The following is a 23093-nucleotide window of genomic DNA, read 5'->3' on the forward strand; positions in this document are numbered from 1 at the left end:
ACAGGTAAGCCGGCTTCGGGCCGGAGATCCTCGATTCTTCAAGGAGCATTTCCATGGCCCAGACCATCAACACGAACGTCATCTCGCTGAATGCCCAGCGAAACCTGAACACCAGTCAGTCCTCGCTGGCCACCTCGATGCAGCGGCTCTCGTCGGGTCTGCGCGTCAACAGCGCGAAGGACGATGCCGCCGGCCTGGCGATCGCCGAGCGCATGAACACCCAGGTTCGCGGCCTCAATGTCGCGGCGCGCAACGCCAACGACGGCATCTCGCTGGCCCAGACCGCCGAAGGCGCACTGGGCAAGCTCGGCGACATGCTGCAGCGGATGCGCGAACTGGCCGTCCAATCGGCCAACGCCACCAACAGCGCCGACGACCGCAAGGCCCTGCAGGCTGAAGTCAACCAGCTGCGCGACGAGATCGACCGCGTGGCCAAGCAGACCAGCTTCAACGGCAAGAAGCTGCTCGACGGCTCCTTCACCGCCGCGACCTTCCAGGTCGGTGCCAATTCCGGCGACGCGATCACCGTTGGCAGCCTCACCAACGCCACCGCGGCCGTGCTCTCGAAGATCACCTACGCCGAGGGCGCGAGCGCCGACCTGACGCTCGACGGTACGACCATCACGGACCTGGCCGCGATCGCTGACGGCGACCTGCAGATCACGATCGACGGCGGCGGCGCGAACGAGCAGATCGTCGAAGTCGGCCCGATCGCCGAGGCCAGCACCGAAACGGAACGCATGGGCCAGATCGCAGAGGCGATCAACCGCAAGACCACCGACACCGGCGTGTCCGCCTACCTGGTGAAGAACGACGACGGCACCTACAAGCTCGACGTCAAGGGCTCGAAGCTGGATGCCGCGGGCGCCGCGCTGGCGGTGGAATTCACCGGCTTCACCACGGCGACGACGGGCCTGGACGAGGGCGACGCGATCGCCGAAGTCGCCGACGACATCGGCCTGAGCGACCTGAACATCGAGACCGATTCCGCGACCTGGGTGTCGATCAAGAAGATCGACAGCGCTCTCGATCAGATCAACGGCGCGCGCGGCACGCTCGGCGCGCTGCAGAGCCGCTTCGAGAACGCGGTGTCGAACATCCAGATCCAGGCCGAGAACCTGTCGGCCGCGCGCGGCCGCATCATGGATGCCGACTTCGCGATGGAAACGGCGAACCTCTCGCGGGCGCAGATCCTGCAGCAGGCCGGCACCGCGATGGTCGCGCAGGCCAACCAGTTGCCGCAGCAGGTGCTGTCGCTGCTCAAGTAAGCCGTCCCCGGCGACCTGCTTCGGAGAGCCGCGGCTGTCCGGTACCTGACGGTGCCGGACCCGCGGCTTCAGTTTTCTGTCGTGGCGCCGATAGGCACTCATCACTCCGTCCGGATTCAGCATGGCCATTTCTTCCCCCGGTCTCGGCAGCGGCCTCGACGTCAGCAGCATCGTTTCGCAGCTCGTGGCGCTGGAGCGCAAGCCGTTGGAGAAGATGCAGACTGCGGCGACGTTCATGCAGACCCAGGTTTCGGCCTATGGGCAACTGCAAAGTCTGGTCTCCGCCGTGGGCGATGCCGCGAAAGCGCTCGCCAAGCCCACGGTGTGGCAGGCGGCGTCGGCGGGAACCAGTGATGCCACTTCGGTGGCCGCGACCGCCACTGCAGGCGCCGCCATCGGCAGCTACTCCGTCAGCGTCTCCCAGATCGCGCGGGCGCAGAGCCTGGCCTCGGCCGTGTTCACCGCGCCGACGGACGTGGTCGGCGCCGGCAAGATGACGATCGAACTCGGAGGCTACAACGTCGCAAACGACCCGGCGTTCACCCCGAAGACCGGATCGACGACGCTCGAGCTCGAGTTCGCAGAAGGTACGACGCTCGAGCAGGTCAAGACGCAGATCAATGCCGCGAACGCCGGCGTCTCGGCGGCGATCGTGCGTGACGCGAACGGCGCCCGCCTCACGCTGACCAGCGCCACGACCGGACTGGACAGTACGCTGCGCATCGCTGTCAGCGACGCCACCGGCGCGCTGACGGGCCTGGCCTACGACCCGGCCAGTGGCGCCAACCCGATGACGCAGACGCAGGCCGCGGTCAACGCCCTCGCGTCGATCAACGGCCTGCCGATCGAGTCGCCCACGAACCGCCTGACGGGCACGCTCGATGGCGTGACGCTCGATCTCGTGAAGGTCACGACTGCACCGGTCACCGTCAATGTCTCGAGCAACACCGGGTCGATGCGCGACGCGATCAAGAAGTTCTCCGACGCCTACAACGCGCTCAACACCTACCTCGCGACGCAGACCAAGTACGACGAGGAAAACAAGATCGGCGGCACCTTGCAAGGCGACAGCGCCGCGGTGGGTCTGCGCAACCAGTTCCGCGCGATGCTGCGGCAGGACAGCGCCGCATCGAGCGAGCTCGCGCGACTGTCGGACATCGGCTTCAACGTGCAGCGCGATGGCTCGATCGTGCTCGACAACGCCAAGCTCGACGCGGCGCTCGCGAAGCCGGCCGAGCTGTCCAAGCTGTTCACGACCAACGACACCGCCAACCCTGCCACGACCGGACTGGGCGTGCGCTTCCAGAAGCTCGCCGACATGTCGACCGGCACCGACGGCGTGATCGCCAGCCGCAACGCGGGGCTCAAGGCCCGCCTGGATCGCAACCAGGACGACCAGGAGAAGGTCAACGACCGTGCCGACCGCATGCAGACCCGCCTGACCCAGCAGTACACGGCGCTGGACACCCAGATGGCCAAGTTCTCGGCCCTGTCGACCTACATGACGCAGCAGCTGGCCGGCCTGTCCAACCTCTACAACAAGAGCGACGACTGATTCCGGCCCCGGCCCGCGCGTTCGCGGGATCGGTTGAAACGCGGGGCAATTTTCGAATGTGGGGCGCTCAAGGACGAGCGCACAGCGGCCGATAAACACTCAGCCCCACTCGAATGCCGGACCTTCAGTCATGTTTGCCCAGAGCAGCCCGTTCTCGCCCTCACGCCACCACGCTTCCAGCCAGGCCTACAACCTGGTCGGTGTCGAGACCGGCATCGGCGGTGCATCACCGCACCAACTGGTCGCGATGCTGTTCACCGGTCTGCTCGACGCCGTGGCCCGTGCGCGCGGCGCGCTGCGCGATGGCCAGATCGAGCGCAAGGCGCACGAACTGAGCCGGGCGGTCCGCATCGTCGAAGAAGGCCTCAAGGGCGGGCTGAGCCCGGCCGGCGGTGCCTTGAGCGATCAGCTTTCGTCGCTCTACAGCTATGTCACCACGCGACTGATGCAGGCCAACCTGCGCAACGACGACGCCGCGCTGGCCGAGTGCGTGAGCCTGATCGAGCCGCTGCGCGACGCGTGGTCGACGATTCGCGCCCAGAGCGACACGCAGGCGGTTCGCTGAATGTTCCGACGACGGTCCATCGACAAGGATGTTTTTCGATGAATACGCCATTGCTGAATTACTACGAAGCCATCGAACGCGCCAGTGAGCAGATGCTCGAGGCGGCGCGCGGCGGCAACTGGGACCAGGTCGTCAAGCTCGAAGGAGCCTGTGCGGTGCTGATCAATCAGCTCAAGCAGGCTGCGGCGACCCGTGAGCTCGGCGCGGACGAGCGCCAGCTCAAGACCCGCATCATGAAGCGCATCCTCGTCAACGACGCCGAGGTGCGTACCCTGGCCGAGCCCTGGCTCGAGGATCTCGATCAGCTTCTGGCCGGCCGGCCGAAGATGCTGCACTGATCGATCCCGAACCCCGACCGCCTTCAGACCGCTGCCGAGAGAACCGAGCGATGGAAACGCTGCCGATGCCGCTGGAGGCCATGAGCGGTTCGCCCCATGGCCTGGGCGAGTTCAGGGTGAGCTCGCCGGCCGAGGTGCTGAGCCTGCTCAAGCAATGCGCCGACGGCAACGTGCTGTTGAGCCTCAGCTCCCCCGAGGGCGCCGCGTACACCACCACCGTGTGGGCGCTGGACCCGGCGCGAGGGCTGCTGTGCCTGAGCGCCGACGGGGGCGACATCAAGCTCCAGCGCCTGCTGGAAAGCGAAGAGGTGGTCGCTGTAGGCTACCTCGACAGCGTCAAGCTGCAGTTCGACCTGCACGACCTGGTGCTGGTGCACAGCGGACGCGCCAGCGCACTCAATGCGCGCTTCCCGCGCGAGCTCTACCGCTTCCAGCGACGTGGCAGCTACCGCGTGCGTCCGCTGCTCAACACCAGTCCGACCGCCACGCTGCGCCATCCGGCGCTGCCCGACATGCAGCTGAGCCTGCGGGTGCTCGACGTGAGCATCGGTGGCGTCGCGCTGTTCCTGCCGGACGACGTCCCCCCGATCGAACCGGGCGTGCAGATCGCCCGGGTTCAGGTCGACCTGGACGGCGACACCCGCCTGCAGAGCGGCCTGGTCGTCCATCACGTGACGCTGCTGCACCACGAGTCGCGCGGTGCGCGGCTGGGCTGCGAGATGCTGAATCTCGGCGGCGAGGGCGAGCGCGCGCTGCAGCGCTACATCGACCAGACCCAGAAGCGGCGGCGCCTGCTGTCCTTGTGACGGTCTGGCAGGCCCACCGACCCCTGGGTCGGGGCCGCCGGCGGCAGTGTTTTCCACAGTCGAGACAGCCCGCTCGTGCGCCTGCTTGACCTTACACTCCGTGACAGTTGTGCCAGGCCCCTTGCCTGTCCGAGCAGTCGTTGTCCGAGCCCGTGCCTTTGGTCACTCCCGCTGCCCTTCCTGCCCAGCCGCCACCGGTGAGCGCAGCCGACGCCGTGGTTCTGTGGCACGGCTTTCTCGACACACTGATCGACCCCCTGCTGATGCTCGACGCGCAGGCGCGCGTCCGGTTCGCCAACACGGCCGCCTTGCGGCTGTTCCCGTTCGAGCCGGGCATGCCGCTGGAAGACCTGCCGCCGGTGATCGACGGCGGTCTGGTGTCCTGGGTGCTCGATGTGCTCGAAGGACGGGCGGACGAGCTGTTGAGCAGTTTTCCCGACGCTGCGCTCAGCCAGCTCAGCGCCCAGCGCTGGGCCCTGCGCTTGCCGGCGCCCGCCCGGCGCGAGCGCGTGGCGGCTGCAACGCAGGCTGCGGCGGAACCGCTCACCGAGGTGCGTCGTTTGTACTGGCACTCGCCGTTTCCGGCCACGCTGGAGGACGGGAGTTTCCGTCTCGTCGACGTCAACCAGGCCTTCGTCGATTACACCGGCTGGTCGCGCAACCGCCTCGTCGGCATGGACACACTGACGCTGGTGCCGATCGAGGACCATCTTCTCTGGGAATCCACGCGCGACCCGCCGGAAGGCGCTGAACTGCCGGCGCTGATGGAGCGCCGCCTGGTCGACGCCCAGGGGCGTGATCGCTGGTTCCGCGGGGCGCGGCGCCAGGTCACGGACACCGAGGGCCGCGTGCTGTGCCTGACGGTGATGCAGGACTGCACCGCCGAGCGGGCAGCCCGAGAGCGGGCCGAGCGTTCGCTCAGCGAGCTCGATCAGTGGTTCGAGCTCAGCCCGGTCGGCATGCTGGCCTTCGACGGTGCCGGCCTCGTGTTGCGCAGCAACGCCGTCTTCGAGGCCCTGGTCGGTCGGGTGCCGGTGCTGCTGAGCGAGGCGCCCCCCGGGCTGAACGATCTCCTGGGCTGGCATGGACCGCGCAGCCTCGGCGCGCTGCAGCCGGGTGGCGAGGCCGCCGAGCGGCGCGGCTGGGTGGCGGCCCTGCCGGGCGCGCGTTCGCGCTCCCCGCGCCACCTGCGCGCACGGGTGCGCTGCACCGACGCCGTGGCCGGCAGCGAACCGCGCTATATCGCGGTGATCGAGGACCTCAGCGCCGAGCAGGCGCTCGATCTGGCGCAGGCCCAGCTCGGGGCGCTGGTCGACGCGGCCGGCGTCGGCGTGGCGTTGCAGAGCGTCAGCCGCGATCTGGTGCTGTCCGATTCGCTGCCCGAGTTCGAGCGGCTGCAGCGCGCGTTGCGCGCCGGCGAAGCTGCCCAGGCGCGCTATGCGATCCGCCATCCCGAGCTGGGCATGCGCTGGCTGCTCACGCGCGTGTCGCCACGGCCGGACGGCGATGGCGACCCCTCGGTGGTCACGCTCGATGTCACGGAACAGGAACACAGCCGCACGCGCAGCGAGGAACTGCTGCGCGAGCTGAGCAGCATCCTCGAGAGCTCGAGTGCCGGCATCGCCTACCTGCGCGGCAACACGCTGGTGCGCTGCAATCGCAGCTTCGAGCGGATGCTCGGCACCACTTCCGGCGCCGTGGCCGGGTGCAGCGTGCGCGAGCTGTTCGCCGGGCAGCCGCAGGCGCGACTCGCGGTGGAAGACGCCGAGCTGGCGTTGCTGGAGTCCGGCGTCTACGAGACGGAGATCGAGATCCTGCTGCCGCAGCACGAGCCGCACTGGGTGTCGCTGGCGGCACGCCGGATCGGCGCTCCCGGCCCCGACGCCGAGGTGGTGGCGGTGCTGTCGGACATCACCCGCCTGAAGCGGCAGCAGGCTCAGTTGGAGCGCCTCGCCGACGAGCGCGAGCGCACGGAGTCGGCGATGGCGCAGCAGGCCGAACTCACCCGGGCCATCCTCGACTCGGTGTTCGTCGGCATCGTCACCGTGGGGCAGGGCGGCATCGAGTGGATGAACCGTTCGGCGCGCCGGATGTTCGGCGGTGACCTGGCCGACTTCCAGCACTTCCCCTTGTGCTGCGTGGCGACCAGCGATCCCCAGCACCCGTTCCGCCAGGTCGATGCGCGGCTGGCGTCGCCCGACCTGCGCACCGAGGCGGGAGCCAACAGCTTCGAATGCCGCGTGCAGGCACGAGACGGGCGCGCCTTCTGGGTGGTCGGCAACGTGGTCGCCACCGGCGACGCCGAGCAACCCCAGCTCACCTATGCCTTGCTCGATATCGACCGGCGCCGCCGGGCCGAGGCGCGCAGTGCGCAAGCGCAGGCCTCGCTGCAGCGGGTCATCGACCTGGCGCCGCTGGCCATCGCCCTGTTCGACGCGGCCAGCGGCGAGTTGCGGCAGGCCAATCCGCAGGTCGCCGCCGCGGCCGGCCTGCCGAGCGAGATGCTGGTCGGCCGCCGGCCGGAGGAATTGCCGTTGCCGATCAGCGGTGAAGTGATCCGTGCCGACCTGCAGGCGGCGCTCGAGGCCGGCCAGGGGGGCGACGTGACGCTGCGCGAGTACCGTTTCGAGCACGAAGGGCGCCCGCTGGTCTGGGAGGCGCGCTACCTGCCGCTCGGGCAGCCCGGCGAGGTGCCGGACGAGGTGCTGCTGGTGGCGGTCGACGTGACCGAGCAGCGCGCCGCCCAGGCGGCGCGCCTCGAGGCCGCGATCGCGCAGCGCGAGATGCTCGTGAAGGAGGTCCATCACCGCATCAAGAACAACCTGCAGGGCGTGGCCGGCCTGCTGACGCAGATCGCGCAGCGGCGCCCCGAGGTGGCGCCGGCCATCCACGAGGCCGTGGCCCAGGTGCAGGCGATCGCCCAGGTGTATGGACTGCAGGTGGGCTCGCAGGGACCGGTGCAACTGGCCAGCCTGGTCGGCGCGATCTCGACCAACCTGCAGCGCGGCAGCGACCGGACCATCACCGTGGCGCTGCCGGACGGCGAGGCACCACGATGGGCCCTGCCCGAGGCTGAGGCGATCCCGATCGCGCTGACGCTCAACGAACTGCTGGGCAATGCACTGAAGCACGGCAGCGGCGCGGTCGAGTGCCGGCTCGTCAGTGCGGCCGAGGAAGCGCGCATCGAGATCCGCAACGAGGGCAGACTGCCGGAGGGCTTCAGCCTCGACCGGGTGGCCGCGGGGGTTTACGGACTGGGGCTAGTGCGGGCCCTGCTGCCGCGGCGCAGCGCCACCTTCGGTCTGGCGCCGGATGCCGGGGGAGTACTGGCCTGCGTGAGCCTGCGCCCGCCGGGCCTGGTGTCGCTGGAGCCTCAGTCGTCCGACATCGGTGTACCGTCATGAGCCAGATCGGCAAGGGCGCGGATCATGGCGCGGTCAAGGCCTTCGAGGGGAAACGTTTTTGAGCAGCAAGGGCAAGATTCTCGTCGTCGATGACGACAGACTGGTGCTGGCGACGCTGACGCACGGCTTGTCCGCAGCGGGCTACGCCGTGGTCGATGCCGACAACGGCGACGACGCCATCCTCGAGGCGCGAACGCGTCGACCGGACCTGGCGCTGCTCGACATCCGCATGGAGGGCAAGAGCGGATTCGATGTCGCCGCCTACCTGCGCGAGCACGGCAGCGTGCCGTTCATGTTCCTGTCGGCCTTCTCCGACGCAGCCACGGTGGCGCAGGTGCGGGCCCTTGGCGCGCTGGACCACCTGATCAAGCCGGTCGACATGCGGCAGATCCTGCCGGCGGTCGAGGCGGCGTTCAAGCGCATCCGCGGCGGGGCCGAACCGGTCGCCGAGGCCGGTACGCCGCGTTTGCGCGATCCGCTGTCCGATCCGGTGGCCATCGCGGTCGGTGTGGTGATGCATCGGCACTCGCTGCCGCGTGCCGTGGCGCTGGAGCGGCTGCGCCGGCTGGCGACGCATCACGGGCGGGCGCTGGAGGCCGAGTGCGAGCAGATCCTGGCTGCGGTCGAGCTGCTGTCGGCGCCCGCGGCGCCGTGAACCGAGTGGCCGTCTTGGCGTCGATCGTTTCAGGTGGACAGTGTGAAGTAGAAGCGGGCTCCGCGATCGACCTCGGCTTCCGCCCAGATCTCGCCGCCATGGCGTTGCACGATGCGCCGCACCGAGGCCAGGCCGACCCCGGTGCCGGCGAAATCGCTGCTGCTGTGCAGCCGCTGGAACACGCCGAACAGCCGGTCGATGAAGCGCATGTCGAAGCCGGCGCCGTTGTCGGCCACGCAAAACGCGCTGCGCTCACCTTCGACCACGCGGCCCAGGTCGATCCGGGCGACCTGGCGCTGGGCGCTGTATTTCCAGGCGTTGCCGAGCAGGTTCTCGAGCACCACCCGCAGCAGGGTCGGGTCGCCGGTGACCAGCAGACCGGGCGCGATGCGGGCATCGACGCGGCGCTCCGGCGCCTGGCGCTGCAGGTCTTCGATCACGTAGCTCGCGAGCTGCGACAGGTCGACCGTCTGGCGTGCCAGCGGCAGCGCACTGAGTCGCGACAGCGCCAGCAGCGCGTCGATCATGCCGTTCATGCGGGCCGCGGCCCCGAGCACGCGGTCGAGGTGGTCGTTGCCGACGCGATCGAGCAGGCGACCGTAGTCCTCCTTGACGATTTTCGTGAAGCCCTCGACCACCCGGATCGGTGCGCGCAGGTCGTGCGATACCAGGGTGCCGAACGACGCCGCATCCTCGTCCGCGGTGGCCGGCAGCGGGCGGGCGGGCGGCAGAAGCGTCGCGCTGCCCTCATGGCCGGCGAAGCGGCCCGACTCGTCGAGGCACACGCACGCCTTCAGTCGCCAGCGTTGCAGCGGTCCACCGCCGGGCGCAGCGAGCCCGACCTCGAGTGCGTGGAAATCGGCTTCCGACTCGAGCGCCTGGCGCAGCCCCGGCATCGACGCCGCGTCGAACAGCTGCCAGAACGCCTGACTGTCCTGGCCGGCGTGCAGTGCATGATCGGCAGGCAGCGCCGTGGCGCGCAACGCGGTCAGGCGGTGCTGGGCGTCGGTGCGCCACAGCGGGCCGTCGATCAGGCCGAGCAGGCGTCGCACACGGGCGCGCTCGTCGCGCAGGGCAGCGGCGTCTCGCCGCTGGCGCTGTTGCCAGGCCAGCAGGCCGAGCAGGACGGTCAGTGCCAGCAGCGCGCCGACCAGCAACAGACCGAAGTCATGCCAGGCCGGCCCCCCGGCGGCGTCAACGGCAGCTCGCGCGCCGACCGGCATCAGCAACGCACCGAGTCCGATGCTCGAGGCTTCTGCGGTCCGGGACGGTGTGCGCCTGTGGTCGTCGTCAATCGAAATCATGTGATCGATTGTAGAAGTCGCATCCGTGAACGATTGCCGCGGCGGGGCTTCGGCGTGGCGACGGCACGCCGGCACACGACCGGACGGGCGGTGGCGCCTTTGCGCCCGGCACCGGGCCGCGCCACACTCGCCGACATGCGAATCTCTTCGATCCGCCCCGTCGGCCGACCCGGATGCAAGGCGTCCGCATCGACGCAGCGGGTTCTTGCGTCGAGGGCGGCTCGATGAGCAACGAACACGTCGACTCGCAGTTCGAGCGCGCCGCGACAGAGGCGCGCGCCGCGGTCGACCGCCGGGTGCTGCGGCCTTTGCGCGACCTGGCAGTGGCGCGCAAGCTCGCGCTGATCGTGTTCCTGCTGGTCGGGGTGGTCGTCGGCCTCGTCTACCTCAGCAAGCTCAGCTCCGACATCCTGTCCGGCGTGCGCGCCTACGTGGCCGGTGACGGCCTGTGGGCCAAGGGAAATCGCGACGCGGTGTTCTACTTGGTGCGCTATGCACAGACCCACGAGGAAGCCGATTACCGCCAGTACGCCGCGGCGCTGTCCGTGACGCTGGGGGATCGGCAGGCTCGACTGGAACTGGAGAAGCCCGATTTCGACTACGACGTGGCGTATGCGGGCTTCCTGGCCGGGCGCAACCACCCCGACGACATCGACAGCCTGATCTGGCTGTTCCGGACTTTCCGCAACCTGAGCTACATGGACCGCGTGATCAAGCTCTGGACCCGCGGCGACGAGGAGATGGCCTTGCTGCGTGTCTACGGCGACACGATCCGCACGCAGGTGCTGAACGGCAGCCTGAGTCCAGCGCACGCGGTGCTGCTGGTCGGTGAGATCGAGGTGCTCAATCGTCGCCTCGTGCCGATCGAGGACGCTTTCTCCACCGTACTGGGGGAGGCCAGCCGCTGGATTGCCCAGTTGCTGTTCGCCCTGATGCTGGTGACGGCCTGCGGATTGCTGACCCTGGGGCTGGTGGTCGCCGGCTATCTGACGCGGCGCATCAACCGCCAGATCGACGGATTGCGCTCGGGCGCACTGCGCATTGCGGATGACGACTTCGAGCAACCGGTGGAGGTCGTTTCCGACGACGAACTGGGCCGGCTCGCTGCCACCTTCAACAGCATGCAGGCCCGGCTGCGGCAGCATCGCAGCGCCATCGAGGCCAGCGCAGCCGAGTTGCAGCAGGCCACCACCGCCGCCCAGGCGCTGGCGCTGCAGGCCGAGACTGCGAGCCAGGCCAAGAGCCAGTTCATGGCGACGATGAGCCACGAGATCCGCACGCCGATGAACGGTGTGCTCGGCATGACCGAACTGCTGCTGGGCACGTCGCTCGATTCGAGGCAGCGGCGCTTTGCGCAGGCCGTCTACCGCTCCGGCGAGAGCCTGCTCGAGATCATCAACGACATCCTCGACTTTTCGAAGATCGAGGCCGGCAAGCTGGAGCTGGCGCCGGCCGACTTCACGCCGCGGGCCCTGGTCGAGGACGTGCTGGAACTGCTGGCGCCGCGAGCCCAGGAGCGCGGACTGGAGTTGAGCTTCCGCGAAGAGCCCGGCCTGCCGCCGGCCCTGCATGGCGATGCGCTGCGGCTGCGCCAGGTGCTCACGAACCTGGTCGCCAATGCGATCAAGTTCACCGAGCACGGCGAGGTGGTCGTCGAGATGCGCCGTGCCGAGCCGACCGCCGCGGAGGCCGCCCTGGCCGCCGAGGACCGGCTGTGGGTCGAGCTGTGCGTGCGCGACACCGGGATCGGCATCCCCCCCGAGGCCCTGTCACGGCTCTTCATCGCCTTCAGCCAGGCCAGCAGCGGCATGGCGCGGCGCTATGGCGGCACCGGTCTGGGGCTGGCGATCTCGCGCCAGCTGGTCGAACTGATGTCCGGCTCGATCACGGTCCGCAGCCAGCCGGGGGTGGGCTCGCGGTTCTGCGTGCGGCTGCCGCTGCTGCCGGCCTCCAGCGATGTCGAGGTCGATATGCTCGACCTGCACGACATGCCGGCGCTGCGCGTGCTCGTGGTCGATGACAACGAGACCAATCGCACGGTGCTCGAGAACCTGCTCGGGGCCTGGGGCATGGAGGTCGTGGTGGCGAACGACGGCGTGCACGCCCTGGAGCGGCTGTACGCCGAGCGCGACGCCGCGCGCAGCTTCGACATCGCGCTGATCGACATGAAGATGCCGCGGCTCGACGGCCTGCAACTGGCCGGCCAGATCTCGACCGAGCCGGACTTCGCGGACATGAAGCTGATCATGCTGTCGTCGATGAGCTCGCCCGACGACGCCAAGCGGGCGCAGGCCGTGGGTTTCAAGCGCTTCGTCAACAAGCCGGTGCGCAAGGCCGAGCTGCGCCAGGCGATCCTCGGCGTGTCCGGAGTCGCCGGTGCCGGTGGCGGCTCGTCGCGCAAGATCGCGGCCCACATCCTGGTGGTCGAGGACAATCCCGTGAACCAGGAAGTGATCGGGCAGATGCTGCGCCACTTCGGTTGCCGCGTACAGCTGGCCTCGTCGGCGCTCGAAGGCTTGCGTGCCTTGTGCGCCGAGCGCTTCGACCTGATCATGATGGACATCCAGATGCCGGGCATGGACGGTGTCGAGGCGCTCGGCTGGTTCCGCCGCGGCCCTGGCGAGCGCTTTGCCTTCCGCACGCCACCCACCACGCCGGTGGTCGCGGTGACCGCCAATGCATTGGGGGGCGACCGCGAGCGATTCCTCGGCCTCGGATTCGACGAATACCTTTCCAAACCCTTCCGGCAAAGCCAGTTGCACACCATGCTGTCACAACGCCTGAACATTCCCGACACCGGGGCGGGAGAGCTGACGCCGGCTCCGGTCGAGCCAGCGTCCCCCGTGGCCCCGGCGAGCCCCCCTGTCGCGACGGCCGGAGCACTGGATGCCCAGGCCCTGCAGCGGCTGCGTGACCTCGATCCAACCGGGGCGAACCGGCTGCTGGAGCGCGTCGTGCAGGCGTTCGAGACGTCGACGGGACGTCTGCTGCCGCAGCTCGACGAAGCGCATGCGGCGGGCGACCTCGACGGCGTGAAGCATGTCGCCCATACCCTGAAATCCTCGTCGGCCAGCATCGGGGCGCTCAAGTTGTCCTCCCTGTGTGCCGACATCGAAGGCATGATTCGCAACAACGAGGTGCAGGCCCTGGGGCCGCGCGTCGCGGCGCTGCGCGCCGAGATCGCGTCGGTTCGTGGCAGCCTGCACGCTCTGTTGCTGCCTGCCGCCTGACCCGGATCCACGACCCACGCGCTGCCGATCAAGAATTCACCCATGGACCTGCGCGCCGATCCCTCTGTCGACGATCCTCTGGAGAGCCCTCGTGTTCTCCTGGTCGACGACGACGAGGTCAACCTGCTCCTGACATCGATCGCGTTGCGCGAGCGAGGCTTTGCCGTCACCGAAGCCACCAGTGGCGAGCGCGCGGTGCAGTTGCTGACCGACTGGTCGCCCGACGTCATCGTGCTCGATGCGCTGATGCCCGGCATGGACGGCTTCACCACCTGCCGGGAGCTGCGCGCATTGCCAGGGTTCGAGTCGATGCCGGTGCTGATGCTGACCGGACTCGATGATGACGCGTCGATCACCCGCGCCTACGAGGCCGGCGCCACCGACTTCTTCGTGAAATCGACGCAATGGAGCCTGTTGGCGGGGCGCCTGCGCTACCTGCTGCGCTCGTCCCGCACCCGACTGGAGCTCGAGCGCAGCAAATCGAAGCTTGCGCGCGCGCAGGATCTCGCGCGCATGGGCAGCTTCGACTGGCGGCGCGATCGGTCCGGGCTGCTGTTTTCGGTCGAGGGTCTGCGCGTCTTCGGCCTGGGCCCGGGGGACCACCTCGGCATGCGATCGCTCATCCGCATGGTCCCCGCCGAGCATCGGCAGGGCGGTCTGTCGCTGTTGCGGGACACGTTGGCCCGCAGCACCGTGCTGGCCACCGACTTCCCGGTGCAACTGATCGATGGGCGCCAGCGAGTGGTCCACGTCGAGGCCGAACCCGAGTTCAACGAGCACGGCAACCTGACCGGCTACACCGGCATCGTGCAGGACGTGACCGACCGACGGGTGGCCGAGGACAAGATCCGGCACCTGGCGAACTTCGACGCGCTGACCGGCCTGCCGAACCGGCGCCAGCTGATCTGGCGGGCCGAACGCGCGATGGAGCAGGCCAAGCGGCTGAACCATCAGGTGGGGCTGCTGCTGATCGACCTGGATCGCTTCAAGGTCATCAACGACACGCTCGGGCACGGTGCCGGGGACGAGTTGCTGATGGAGGTGTCGCGGCGTCTGCGGTCCTGCGTGCGGCACTCCGATCAGGTGGTCGAGACCGGGATCGACTCCGTCGGTCTGCGTGCGCATCGCTCCCTCGAGGCGGTCGGCCGGCTCGGCGGGGACGAGTTCGTGGCGCTGCTGCCCGAGGTCGACGCCGACCAGGACGCCGAGCGCGTCGCGCTGCGCATCCTGGAAGTGATGCGCGAGCCCATCTTCGTGGGCGGCCAGGAATGTTTCGTGACCGCCAGCGTCGGCATCGCGCTGTTTCCGCGGGACGGTGCTTCCGTGGCCGATGTGCTGCGCAACGCCGACGTGGCGATGTACTCCGCCAAGGCAGCCGGGCGCAATGCGGCGTCGCTCTACCGGCCGCATCTGGCCGGCAAGGGCCGCGAAAAGCTCGAGCTCGAGAGCGCACTGCACAAGGCCATCGAGCGCGAGGAGCTGGTGCTGCATTACCAGCCCAAGATCGACGTGCGCACCGCGCGCATGGTCGGCGCGGAGGCGCTGATGCGCTGGAAGCGCAACGGCGTGCTGGTGCCGCCCGGCGATTTCATCCCGTTGGCCGAGGAGACCGGTCTCATCGTGCCGATGAGCGAATGGGCGATCCGCGAGGCGACCCGCCAGGCGCGCCTGTGGCAGCAGCACCATGGCATCGAGACCTCGATCGCGGTGAACCTGCCAAGCCGGCTGTTCGAGCGCACCGACCTGGTGGCCCACATCCAGCAGGCTGCGGCGGCGCACGGCGTCACGCATTCCTGCATCGAGCTCGAGATCACCGAAACGGGCCTGATGAAGGACCTGCAGAACGTGATCCCGGCCTTGCATCGGCTCAACGAGATCGGTGTCGAGATCTCCATCGACGATTTCGGCACCGGCTATTCCTCGCTCGCGTACCTGACGACGCTGCCGATCAGCGAGCTGAAGATCGACCGCAGCTTCGTGCGCGACCTCGGCGTCACCCTGCAGAGCTCGGCCGTGGTCACGGCGATCATTGCGTTGGCGCGCTCCCTCGGCATCCGCGTGATTGCGGAGGGCGTGGAGAACCTGCGCCAGATGGAGGTGCTGCACCGACTGGGCTGCAGCACGATGCAGGGCTTCCTGTTCAGCAAGGCCTTGCCGCCTGAAGAACTGGAGCAGTGGCTGGCGCAGACCGTGCTGCCCCGCAAGGCCCCATGGATCGGGCAGGTGGAAGACAGCGATGCGGCGGCGGAGTCGGTGCCGCGGGCCGATTTCCGTGCCCTGCCGGGCAGTCTGCCTCCAGGCGCCTGAGCCGGCGCGATGAGCGTGACCTCGAACCAGGAAGCATCCGCGGCGCGTGTTGCGGAGCCGGCGGCCGCGGAGTTGGCCAAGGCGGCGCTGCGCCGCCTTGCGCTGGAACGCCTGCAACCGACGCCCGAGAATTTTGCGCGGGCCTACCAGACCGAGCGCGGTGATGCGCCGGGGCCTGCAGCGCCGGTCGCTTCTGTCGTGCCGGACAGTGCCGAAGGCGAAGCGTGGGCCACGCTGATCCAGAGCGCCCTACGAGGTGTGGAGCGTGGTGGCCGCAACTGGACCGCCGCGCGCCGCAAGGACAGTCTGCAGCGCGTGCTCGGAGGCAGCCGCAGCGACGCCAAGCGGCTGCATCAACGGCTCAAGCAGCTCATCGCCAGTTGGGACAGCGATGCGTTGGACGAGGCGCCGAGCGATCTGGCGCCTTTCGATGCCGGGGCGACGTCGATCGATGTCGGGCCGACGGCTGTTTCGAACGATCCGTCCGTGCCGGTCTCGGCAGCTTGGCCGCGCGTCGCTGCCGAACTTGGGGCGACCGTCCAGGCGGCCTTGCCGTCGAGCGAGGCGCGCAGTCGAGAGGTGGCCGAGCGGCTTGCACGGCTGCAGGCACGCATTGCTGCCGACGGCCCCGACGGTGTTGTCGTTGACGTGGCGCAGGCCTGCGCGGAGGCGCAGCGGGTGCTGCAGCATCGCCAGCATCTGATGAGTCAACTGGGAGGGCTGTGCCAGGAGCTCACCGAAGGGTTGGCCGACCTGTCCGAGGACGACTCGTGGGTCAAGGGCCAGTGCGAGGTGATGCGCGGTCAGTTGTTCGAGAGCGATGGCGGCCTGACAGCGCGGGGCGTGCGCTCGGTCAGCCAACTGCTGCTCGGTACGCGCGAGCGCCAGCAGGAACTGCGCGCGGCCCGCAAGGCGGCCCGTGATACCTTGAAGGACTCGATCCACGAGATGCTCGACGAAATCGCGGCGCTCGGGGCACAGACCGGGCGTTTCTCGTCGCAGCTGGGCGGCTATGCCGATGAGATCGACCGTGCCGAGTCGCTTGAGAGCCTGGCCGGGACGGTGCGCCAGATGGTGGCCGAAAGCCGGGCGGTGCACGAAGGGGTCAGCCAGGCGCAGGCCAGGCTGGCGCAGGAGCACAGCCGATCGACCGAGATGCAGGCGCGGGTGGCCGAATTGGAGGACGAGATCCGTCGGCTTTCGGACGAAGTGTCCACGGACCCCTTGACGCAGATCGCCAACCGCCGCGGCCTGCAGCAGGCCTTCGAGACGGAGCAGGCCAAGAACCAGCGGGCCGCACAGGGTGAGGGCGCGACGCTCGCCGTGGCGCTGATCGACATCGACAATTTCAAGAAACTCAACGACCGGCTGGGTCATGCCAGTGGCGATGCGGCGCTGCAGTTCCTGACGCGCCGCGTGACGCAGGCACTGCGTCCCGGTGACACGCTCGCCCGCTACGGCGGTGAAGAGTTCGTGGTGCTGTTGCCGGGCACGCCGCTCGACGAGGCACAGCGCGTGCTCACCCGCGTGCAGCGCACGCTCAGTGCAGAGCTGTTCATGAGCGACGAGCAGGGGCAGGTGTTCGTGACCTTCTCGGCCGGTGTCAGCCTCTACCGGCCCGGCGAACGGCTCGAGCAATCGCTGGAGCGCGCCGACGAGGCGCTGTACGAAGCCAAGCACAGCGGCAAGAACCGCACCTGCGCCGCCTGATCGGCTTCGCGAGGCTCATCCAGGGAGCCAGGATGCCGGACGGCGATCCACACCGGTCACATCCCTAGTTCATCCGTTTTCTGTGCCCCGCCGAGGCCGACAATCGGGGGCTCCCGTCTCGTCGATGGAAGCAGCTTCCCTACTTGTGTGCCGATCCTGCAGACGTTCCTGATCCCAAATGAGCGGCTTCGAACGACAAGCGCAAGAGTTGCTGAGCAGGCTCTTGGCGGGGCGACATCTGTCGGCGGACCTGCGTCTGGCGATCGAGCAAGCCATCGCCGTGCAGATGCGCGATGGGTTCACGCCGGCCATGGAGGCTGAGCTGCGTCACTTCATCGACAGCTGCGCCGAAGCGGCCCCCAGCCCTTCCGAGCCGGCAGGCGCGAGTCCAGCAGACGACGACGATCGATCGACCAGCGTCGACGTTCATTGGACGACGCTGCGCTGAGGCCCTGACGAATTTCCTCGTGATGGACGGCGACGGCCGCCAATAGCCCTCTGGTTTTCAAGGGAATTACGAGAGCCTCGCCATAGATGTAACCTTATGTGTGCGATCACGCACAGCGAGGTTCGTCATGGCAACTTTCGATTTCGGGGCCAAGCCTCGGCATTTCAATCTCCATCCGCCCAAACACCGGATGGACCGAAGCGCCGTGGATTCGGTTCGAGCCGTTCAGCAGGACGACGCTAAGGCTGACGACCACTGGTTGCATTCCTCGTTCGATCTGCGCCGCGGACTGGACGTGAGCGAGGAAGAGATCGAAACCCTGCCCGGCGAACTGCAGGACGCGTTCATCAAGCGCTGAGGCGCATATTGGCGGAAGCGGTGGGATTCGAACCCACGGAAGGGTCGCCCCTTCGGCAGTTTTCAAGACTGCTGCCTTCAACCGCTCGGCCACGCTTCCAACGGTCTGGATTCTAAGTTCGAAGGCGGCGCTCGCTCCTGGTCGCCGCGGCTGAGATCAGCCAGGCTGCTGCGCCGTTTCGCAGTCGACCTGGATCGTTTCCCGCCGTCCGCCGTCGATGCGAACTGCAGTGAGCGCGCCGCCCCAGACGCAGCCGGTGTCGATGGCCAGCAGGTCGGGCCGATTCACGAGGCCGAGTGTCGACCAGTGGCCGAACGCGATCGGTTGACCCTGCGTGAGGCGGTCGGGGGCCTCGAACCACGGATAGAGCCCCTTCGGCGCCCTGTCGGCGGCTTCCTTCACCTTGAAGTCCAGCGTACCGCGCGCGTCGACGTAGCGCACGCGCGTGAGCACGTTGATCGCGAAGCGCCACCGGTCAGCGCCGTCGAGCCTGGGCTTCCAGCGAGACGGCTCGTTGCCGTACATCACCTGCAGGAACTCGCTCCATTGCGGGCTGGCCAGTTCCGCCTCGACTTCGGCGGCCAACTGCAGGGTCAGCGCCAGATCCCATTGCGGCGCCACGCCGGCGTGCACCATCAGCCAGCCTTCCGCATGCACTGCGAGCCGTCGCGTGCGCACCCAGTCGATCAGCGCGTCGCAATCCGGCGATTCGAGGATAGGGGACAGCGTGTCGCTGCGGTGTTGAGGGCGCACACCCTGGGCCACTGCCATCAGGTGCAGATCGTGGTTGCCGAGCAAGCAGGTGGCCGCATCGCCCATGCCGATCAGGCGCTGAAGTACCTGGAGCGAACAGGGTCCTCGATTGACCAGATCGCCCAGCACATACAAGCGATCGCGCGACGGCGAGAAATCGATCTTGGCGAGCAAGCGGTCGAGTGCATCGCAACAGCCTTGGAGGTCACCGACGAGATAGATCATGGGTCGATTCTGCTACGCTCGTATTTCGCTGACTCGTGACGCAGCCTGGCGCGGCGCGCTGAATGGACGTTCTCCTGCTGGTTTGCCTGATCCTGCTCAACGGCCTGTTCGCCATGTCGGAGATGTCGCTGGCCGCCAGTCGCAAGGCGCGGTTGCAGGTGATGGTGGAAACCGGGGATGCCGGCGCGAAGGTGGCGATGGAGTTGCACGACAACCCGACGAGCTTCCTGTCGACGGTGCAGATCGGCATCACCTCGATCGGCATCCTGAACGGCATCGTCGGTGAGGCCGCCTTCTCGCAGCCGCTGGCCGCTTGGCTCAAGGAAGGTTTCGACATCGCCCCACGGGCGGCCGATATCGGCTCGCTCGCCCTGGTGGTGGTGATCATTACTTTTCTGACGATCATCTTCGGCGAGTTGGTGCCCAAGCGTGTCGGCCAACTCTATCCCGAGGCCGTTGCGCGCTTGGTCTCGCGACCGATGCGCGGCTTGTCCTTCGTCGCCAGGCCATTCGTCAAGTTGCTGGCCGGCAGCACCGGCGCGATCCTTGGCTTGCTGGGCATTCGCGACACGCAGAGCCGCGGTGTGACGGAAGAGGAGATCGCGGCCAGCCTGGAGGAGGGTTTCGACGCCGGCGTCATCGAAGCGCAGGAGCACCAGATGGTGCGCAATGTGTTTCGGCTCGACGAGCGCCAGATCGGCTCGATGATGATCCCGCGCGGCGAGATCGCCTGGCTCGACAGCACGACGCCGATCGCCGAGGCGCTGGCGGTGATCGCGGCCCACGAACACTCCCGCTATCCGGTGTGCCGGGGCGGGCTGGACGAGGTGCTCGGGGTCGTCGGCACGCAGCACCTGCTGCAGCAGGTGACTAGCGGCAAGCCGCTCTCGTTGACCGAAGGATTGCAGCCACCGGTGTTCGTGCCCGAGACGCTGACCGGCATGGAGTTGCTCGAGCAGTTCCGCGGTTCGACCACGCAGATGGTGTTCGTCGTCGACGAGTATGGCGAAGTCCAGGGAGTGATCACGCTGCGCGACGTGCTGGAAGCCATCACCGGCGAGTTCACGACGCCCACGGCCGACGACGCCTGGGCGGTGCAGCGCGAGGATGGCTCCTGGCTGATCGACGGCCTGATCCCGGTCCCCGAGCTCAAGGACCGGCTCGGCCTGAAGGAATTGCCCGACGAGGATCGCGGTCGCTACAACACGCTCGCGGGCATGACGATGCTGCTGTTGGGGCGCCTGCCACAGACGGCTGACGTGGTCGAGTGGGCCGGCTGGCGCTTCGAGGTGGTCGACCTCGATGGCAAGCGAGTCGACAAGGTGCTGGTCAACCGGCTGAAGGGCGCTGACGAGGCGTCGCTGACCAGCGCAGAGTCCTGACCCACGCGCGGCTTCGTCTTTCCTGGGGATGCCGCCATCGCGTGGGGGCAGCGGTGAAGACCTTGGCGTCGAACAGGATTGCGCGTTCCTGCAAAACTGCGCCGGCCCACCCATCGATCATCACCCTTCAAGAAAGCCCAACGTGGATCTTCAACTGACAGGCAAGCTGGCTCTCGTCTCCGGCAGCACGGCCGGTATCGGCTTCTCGATCGCCCAGGCCCTGGCGCGCGAAGGCGCGCGCGTGATCGTGAACGGACGCACCGAAGCGGCCGTCGAACACGCCGTCGCGCAACTGCGCTCGGCATCGGGGTCCACCGCCGCCGAAGGCTTTGCCGGCGACCTGAGCACGGCCGAAGCGGCCGAGGACCTTGCGCGGCGCTTCCCGGATGTGGAGATCCTCGTCAACAACCTCGGCATCTTCGAGCCCAAACCCTTCGAGGAAATCCCCGACGCGGACTGGCTGCGCTTCTTCGATGTCAACGTGCTCAGCGGTGTGCGCCTCGCGCGGCTTTACCTGCCAGCCATGCGGCGGCGCAACTGGGGTCGCGTGATCTTCATCTCGAGCGAGAGCGCGCTGCAGATCCCGGCCGAGATGATCCACTACGGCATGACCAAGACCGCGCAGCTGGCGGTGTCGAGAGGCCTCGCGGAGGCCGTGGCCGGCACGGGTATCACCGTCAACAGCGTGCTGCCCGGTCCGACGCGTTCGCGCGGTGTCGGCGACTTCGTCGATGCGCTGGCCAAGGCCGAAGGCAAGTCGGCCGAGGCCGTGGAGCAAGAGTTCTTCCTGAAGATGCGGCCCAGCTCCTTGATCCGGCGCTTTGCCAGCACCGAGGAAGTGGCTTCGCTGGTGGCCTATGTCGCCAGCCCGCTCGCGTCTGCCACCACCGGTGCAGCGCTGCGGGTGGACGGGGGCGTGCTCAGGTCTGCGGTCTGATGCGACAGTGGCGATGCCGCCCGAGAGCGGGCGCCGCCGGTGAGTCCGTGATGCGCGCGAAAATGAGTGCATGAGCAAGGCCTTTACGAAGGAAAGCGACGCGGGCGACGAGGACGACGAACTCGAACTGCCCGCGCTGCCGGCCGGCAGCAAGAACTACATCACGCCAGCCGGTTTTGCGCGGCTGCGCGCAGAGCTGATGCAACTGCTCGACGATGAACGCCCCAAGGTTGTCGAGACCGTGTCCTGGGCCGCGAAGAACGGCGATCGCTCGGAGAACGGCGACTACCTCTACGGCAAGAAGCGGCTGCGCGAGATCGACCGCCGCATCCGCTTCCTGACTCGGCGGCTCGAGATCGCCGAGGTGGCCGACCCGAGCGTGCACCACGGCAGCGACCGGGTGTTCTTCGGCGCGACCGTCACCTACGCCGCCCCCGACGGCGCCGAACGCACGATCACGATCAAGGGCATCGACGAGGCCGACAACCTGCAGGCCGAGGTGAGCTGGATCTCGCCGGTGGCGCGGGCGCTGCTGAAGGCGCGCGTCGGCGACGAGGTCACGCTGCTCACGCCGCAGGGGCCAAAGACGATCGAGGTGGTCGGGGTGCGCTACCCGTCGCCGACAGCCTGAGTACCGGCCGCAACCGGCCGCGTCAGCCCACGACCTTGCGCGCGCGCAGTGCGGCGATGGCCGCGTCGTCGTGTCCCAGTTCCCGCAGCACCGCGTCGCTGTGCTCGCCCAGCCGGGGCGCGCGGCGGTGTACCGCGCCCGGCGTGGCCGACAGCCGCGGCACGATGCCGGGCACCGCGATCGTGCCGCCAGCCAGCGCCGGGATGCGCTCGATGTTGCCGCGCGCCTGGTAGTGCGCGTCGGTCGCCAGGTCGGCGATCGTATAGAGCCGGCTGGCCGGCACGTCGGCGGCGGCCATCGCGGCCAGCACCTCGTCGAGTGGGCGCTGCACAGTCCACGCGCCGATTGCGGCGTCCAGTTCTCCGGCTCGCGCAGCGCGGCCGTCGTTGCGCGCCAGCGCCGGGTCGTCGGCCAGATCGGGCCGGTCGATCGCGGCCATCAGCCGGCGGAAGATGCTGTCGCCGTTGCCGGCCACCAGCACGAAGCGGCCATCGCCGCAGGGGTAGGCATTCGACGGAGCGATGCCGGGCAGCGCACCACCGGCCGGCTGGCGCACCTCGCCGAAGGCGTCGTACTCGGGCAGCAGGCTCTCGGTGAGGTTGAACATGGCCTCGTAGAGCGCCAGATCGATCATCTGCCCGGTGCCGCCGCGCGCATCGCGTCCGTACAGCGCCAACAACACCCCCATCGCGCCATGCAGCCCGGCCACGGTGTCGCCGAGCGATACGCCGGCCCGCACCGGTGCGCGGCCGGGCTCGGCGTTCAGGTGGCGCAGGCCCGCAAAGGCCTCGCCCACCGCCGCAAAGCCCGGCTCGGCGGCCCGCGGCCCGGTCTGGCCGAAGCCCGACAGGCGCAGCATGATCAACCGCGGATTCAGCGCGTGCAGCGCCTCCCAGCCCAGGCCCCAGGCTTCCAGCGTGCCGGGGCGGAAGTTCTCGATCACCACGTCGGCGTCGGCGAGCAGTTCGCGCACCAGGGCCTGGCCCTCGGGCTGGCGCAGGTCGATCGCGACCGACTCCTTGTTGCGCGACTGCGCATCCCACCACACCGAGTTGCCGTCGCGCAGCTTGCGCCACTTGCGCAGCGGGTCACCGCTGACCGGCGGCTCGATCTTGACGACCCGAGCGCCGAAGTCGGCCAGCGTCTTGGCCGCGAAAGGGCCGGCGATGAGCTGGCCGAGTTCGACCACCTTGATGCCCTCGAGAATCTGCATCGGT

18 protein-coding genes and 1 tRNA gene are annotated in these 23093 nt (G+C 68.4%); 15 read left to right on the forward strand and 4 right to left on the reverse strand.

The features are described from left to right. Window positions 1-53: 53 nt before the first annotated feature. The 7 genes from ASC67_RS08280 to ASC67_RS08310 all read left to right on the forward strand — a co-directional run bounded on the left by ASC67_RS08280 (window position 54) and on the right by ASC67_RS08310 (window position 8591). The gene (locus tag ASC67_RS08280; protein ID WP_056317747.1) at window positions 54-1268 is read left to right on the forward strand and encodes a flagellin; all 1215 of its coding nucleotides are present in this window, start codon (window positions 54-56) and stop codon (window positions 1266-1268) included. Window positions 1269-1389: 121 nt separating this feature from the next. Beyond that, entirely contained in the window at window positions 1390-2823 is a 1434-nt protein-coding gene (fliD, locus tag ASC67_RS08285) for a flagellar filament capping protein FliD (protein ID WP_056317750.1), read from the forward strand. A gap of 130 nt (window positions 2824-2953) precedes the next feature. Further along, window positions 2954-3388 carry a flagellar export chaperone FliS gene (gene fliS / locus ASC67_RS08290; protein WP_056317752.1) on the forward strand — a complete coding sequence of 145 codons (435 nt, stop codon included), beginning with the start codon at window positions 2954-2956 and terminating at the stop codon, window positions 3386-3388. A 38-nt stretch (window positions 3389-3426) separates the two neighbouring features. After that, complete coding sequence (locus ASC67_RS08295) at window positions 3427-3726, forward strand: flagellar protein FliT (protein ID WP_056317756.1); 300 nt, start codon at window positions 3427-3429, stop codon at window positions 3724-3726. A 50-nt stretch (window positions 3727-3776) separates the two neighbouring features. Further along, a complete protein-coding gene (locus tag ASC67_RS08300) occupies window positions 3777-4532 on the forward strand; it encodes a flagellar brake protein (RefSeq protein WP_235566260.1) in 756 nt (251 codons plus the stop codon). A gap of 197 nt (window positions 4533-4729) precedes the next feature. Beyond that, window positions 4730-7936, forward strand: coding sequence for a PAS domain S-box protein (locus tag ASC67_RS08305; protein ID WP_056317759.1), 3207 nt, complete (start codon window positions 4730-4732; stop codon window positions 7934-7936). A gap of 58 nt (window positions 7937-7994) precedes the next feature. Continuing rightward, window positions 7995-8591: a response regulator gene (locus tag ASC67_RS08310; RefSeq protein WP_056317761.1), complete on the forward strand. Its 597-nt coding sequence runs from the start codon at window positions 7995-7997 to the stop codon at window positions 8589-8591. A 29-nt stretch (window positions 8592-8620) separates the two neighbouring features. Here the strand turns inward: ASC67_RS08310 and ASC67_RS08315 are convergent, their stop codons facing one another. Beyond that, on the reverse strand, window positions 8621-9895 hold the full coding sequence (locus tag ASC67_RS08315) for an ATP-binding protein (RefSeq protein ID WP_082535892.1): 1275 nt from the start codon (window positions 9893-9895) through the stop codon (window positions 8621-8623). A gap of 224 nt (window positions 9896-10119) precedes the next feature. On the opposite strand from ASC67_RS08315, the gene ASC67_RS08320 reads away from it, so the two are divergent. From ASC67_RS08320 to ASC67_RS20515, 5 genes are all read left to right on the forward strand, one after another. After that, the gene (locus ASC67_RS08320; protein WP_162245617.1) at window positions 10120-13125 is read left to right on the forward strand and encodes a response regulator; all 3006 of its coding nucleotides are present in this window, start codon (window positions 10120-10122) and stop codon (window positions 13123-13125) included. Window positions 13126-13167: 42 nt separating this feature from the next. Then, window positions 13168-15432, forward strand: a complete 2265-nt coding sequence (locus ASC67_RS08325; RefSeq protein WP_056317770.1) for a bifunctional diguanylate cyclase/phosphodiesterase — start codon at window positions 13168-13170, stop codon at window positions 15430-15432. Window positions 15433-15441: 9 nt separating this feature from the next. Beyond that, complete coding sequence (locus ASC67_RS08330; protein ID WP_056317774.1) at window positions 15442-17142, forward strand: diguanylate cyclase; 1701 nt, start codon at window positions 15442-15444, stop codon at window positions 17140-17142. 178 nt (window positions 17143-17320) lie between these two features. Further along, window positions 17321-17590: a hypothetical protein gene (locus tag ASC67_RS08335; RefSeq protein ID WP_056317777.1), complete on the forward strand. Its 270-nt coding sequence runs from the start codon at window positions 17321-17323 to the stop codon at window positions 17588-17590. A gap of 127 nt (window positions 17591-17717) precedes the next feature. Next, window positions 17718-17948 (forward strand): hypothetical protein, encoded by a 231-nt coding sequence (locus ASC67_RS20515; RefSeq protein ID WP_156466696.1) that lies wholly within the window; start codon window positions 17718-17720, stop codon window positions 17946-17948. Window positions 17949-17957: 9 nt separating this feature from the next. Here the strand turns inward: ASC67_RS20515 and ASC67_RS08340 are convergent. Together ASC67_RS08340 and ASC67_RS08345 are read right to left on the reverse strand one after the other, a co-directional pair. Continuing rightward, window positions 17958-18047: transfer RNA gene (locus tag ASC67_RS08340), tRNA-Ser, on the reverse strand. 57 nt (window positions 18048-18104) lie between these two features. Then, window positions 18105-18926 carry a symmetrical bis(5'-nucleosyl)-tetraphosphatase gene (locus ASC67_RS08345; RefSeq protein ID WP_056317779.1) on the reverse strand — a complete coding sequence of 274 codons (822 nt, stop codon included), beginning with the start codon at window positions 18924-18926 and terminating at the stop codon, window positions 18105-18107. A gap of 62 nt (window positions 18927-18988) precedes the next feature. Here ASC67_RS08345 and ASC67_RS08350 point away from each other — a divergent pair, with 62 nt between their 5' ends. From ASC67_RS08350 to greB, 3 genes are all read left to right on the forward strand, one after another. Next, window positions 18989-20308 carry a hemolysin family protein gene (locus ASC67_RS08350; protein WP_056317782.1) on the forward strand — a complete coding sequence of 440 codons (1320 nt, stop codon included), beginning with the start codon at window positions 18989-18991 and terminating at the stop codon, window positions 20306-20308. A gap of 142 nt (window positions 20309-20450) precedes the next feature. Then, the gene (locus ASC67_RS08355) at window positions 20451-21245 is read left to right on the forward strand and encodes an SDR family NAD(P)-dependent oxidoreductase (RefSeq protein WP_056317785.1); all 795 of its coding nucleotides are present in this window, start codon (window positions 20451-20453) and stop codon (window positions 21243-21245) included. Between the two features lie 70 nt (window positions 21246-21315). Further along, on the forward strand, window positions 21316-21876 hold the full coding sequence (gene greB, locus ASC67_RS08360) for a transcription elongation factor GreB (protein ID WP_056317788.1): 561 nt from the start codon (window positions 21316-21318) through the stop codon (window positions 21874-21876). Window positions 21877-21898: 22 nt separating this feature from the next. On the opposite strand, the gene ASC67_RS08365 is transcribed toward greB, so the two are convergent. Then, window positions 21899-23089, reverse strand: a complete 1191-nt coding sequence (locus ASC67_RS08365) for a CaiB/BaiF CoA-transferase family protein (RefSeq protein WP_056317791.1) — start codon at window positions 23087-23089, stop codon at window positions 21899-21901. Window positions 23090-23093 lie beyond the last annotated feature (4 nt).

Source organism: Methylibium sp. Root1272, assembly GCF_001425905.1.
Classification (GTDB): Bacteria; Pseudomonadota; Gammaproteobacteria; order Burkholderiales; family Burkholderiaceae_C; genus Methylibium.

Bases quoted from the DNA above. Each gene is read 5' to 3' on its own strand.
- ASC67_RS08280 (WP_056317747.1), top strand. From the start codon at position 54: ATGGCCCAGACCATCAACACGAACGTCATCTCGCTGAATGCCCAGCGA.
- fliD (WP_056317750.1), top strand. From the start codon at position 1,390: ATGGCCATTTCTTCCCCCGGTCTCGGCAGCGGCCTCGACGTCAGCAGC.
- fliS (WP_056317752.1), top strand. From the start codon at position 2,954: ATGTTTGCCCAGAGCAGCCCGTTCTCGCCCTCACGCCACCACGCTTCC.
- ASC67_RS08295 (WP_056317756.1), top strand. From the start codon at position 3,427: ATGAATACGCCATTGCTGAATTACTACGAAGCCATCGAACGCGCCAGT.
- ASC67_RS08300 (WP_235566260.1), top strand. From the start codon at position 3,777: ATGGAAACGCTGCCGATGCCGCTGGAGGCCATGAGCGGTTCGCCCCAT.
- ASC67_RS08315 (WP_082535892.1), bottom strand. From the start codon at position 9,895: ATGATTTCGATTGACGACGACCACAGGCGCACACCGTCCCGGACCGCA.
- ASC67_RS08320 (WP_162245617.1), top strand. From the start codon at position 10,120: ATGAGCAACGAACACGTCGACTCGCAGTTCGAGCGCGCCGCGACAGAG.
- ASC67_RS08325 (WP_056317770.1), top strand. From the start codon at position 13,168: ATGGACCTGCGCGCCGATCCCTCTGTCGACGATCCTCTGGAGAGCCCT.
- ASC67_RS08330 (WP_056317774.1), top strand. From the start codon at position 15,442: ATGAGCGTGACCTCGAACCAGGAAGCATCCGCGGCGCGTGTTGCGGAG.
- ASC67_RS08335 (WP_056317777.1), top strand. From the start codon at position 17,321: ATGAGCGGCTTCGAACGACAAGCGCAAGAGTTGCTGAGCAGGCTCTTG.
- ASC67_RS20515 (WP_156466696.1), top strand. From the start codon at position 17,718: ATGGCAACTTTCGATTTCGGGGCCAAGCCTCGGCATTTCAATCTCCAT.
- ASC67_RS08345 (WP_056317779.1), bottom strand. From the start codon at position 18,926: ATGATCTATCTCGTCGGTGACCTCCAAGGCTGTTGCGATGCACTCGAC.
- ASC67_RS08350 (WP_056317782.1), top strand. From the start codon at position 18,989: ATGGACGTTCTCCTGCTGGTTTGCCTGATCCTGCTCAACGGCCTGTTC.
- greB (WP_056317788.1), top strand. From the start codon at position 21,316: ATGAGCAAGGCCTTTACGAAGGAAAGCGACGCGGGCGACGAGGACGAC.
- ASC67_RS08365 (WP_056317791.1), bottom strand. From the start codon at position 23,089: ATGCAGATTCTCGAGGGCATCAAGGTGGTCGAACTCGGCCAGCTCATC.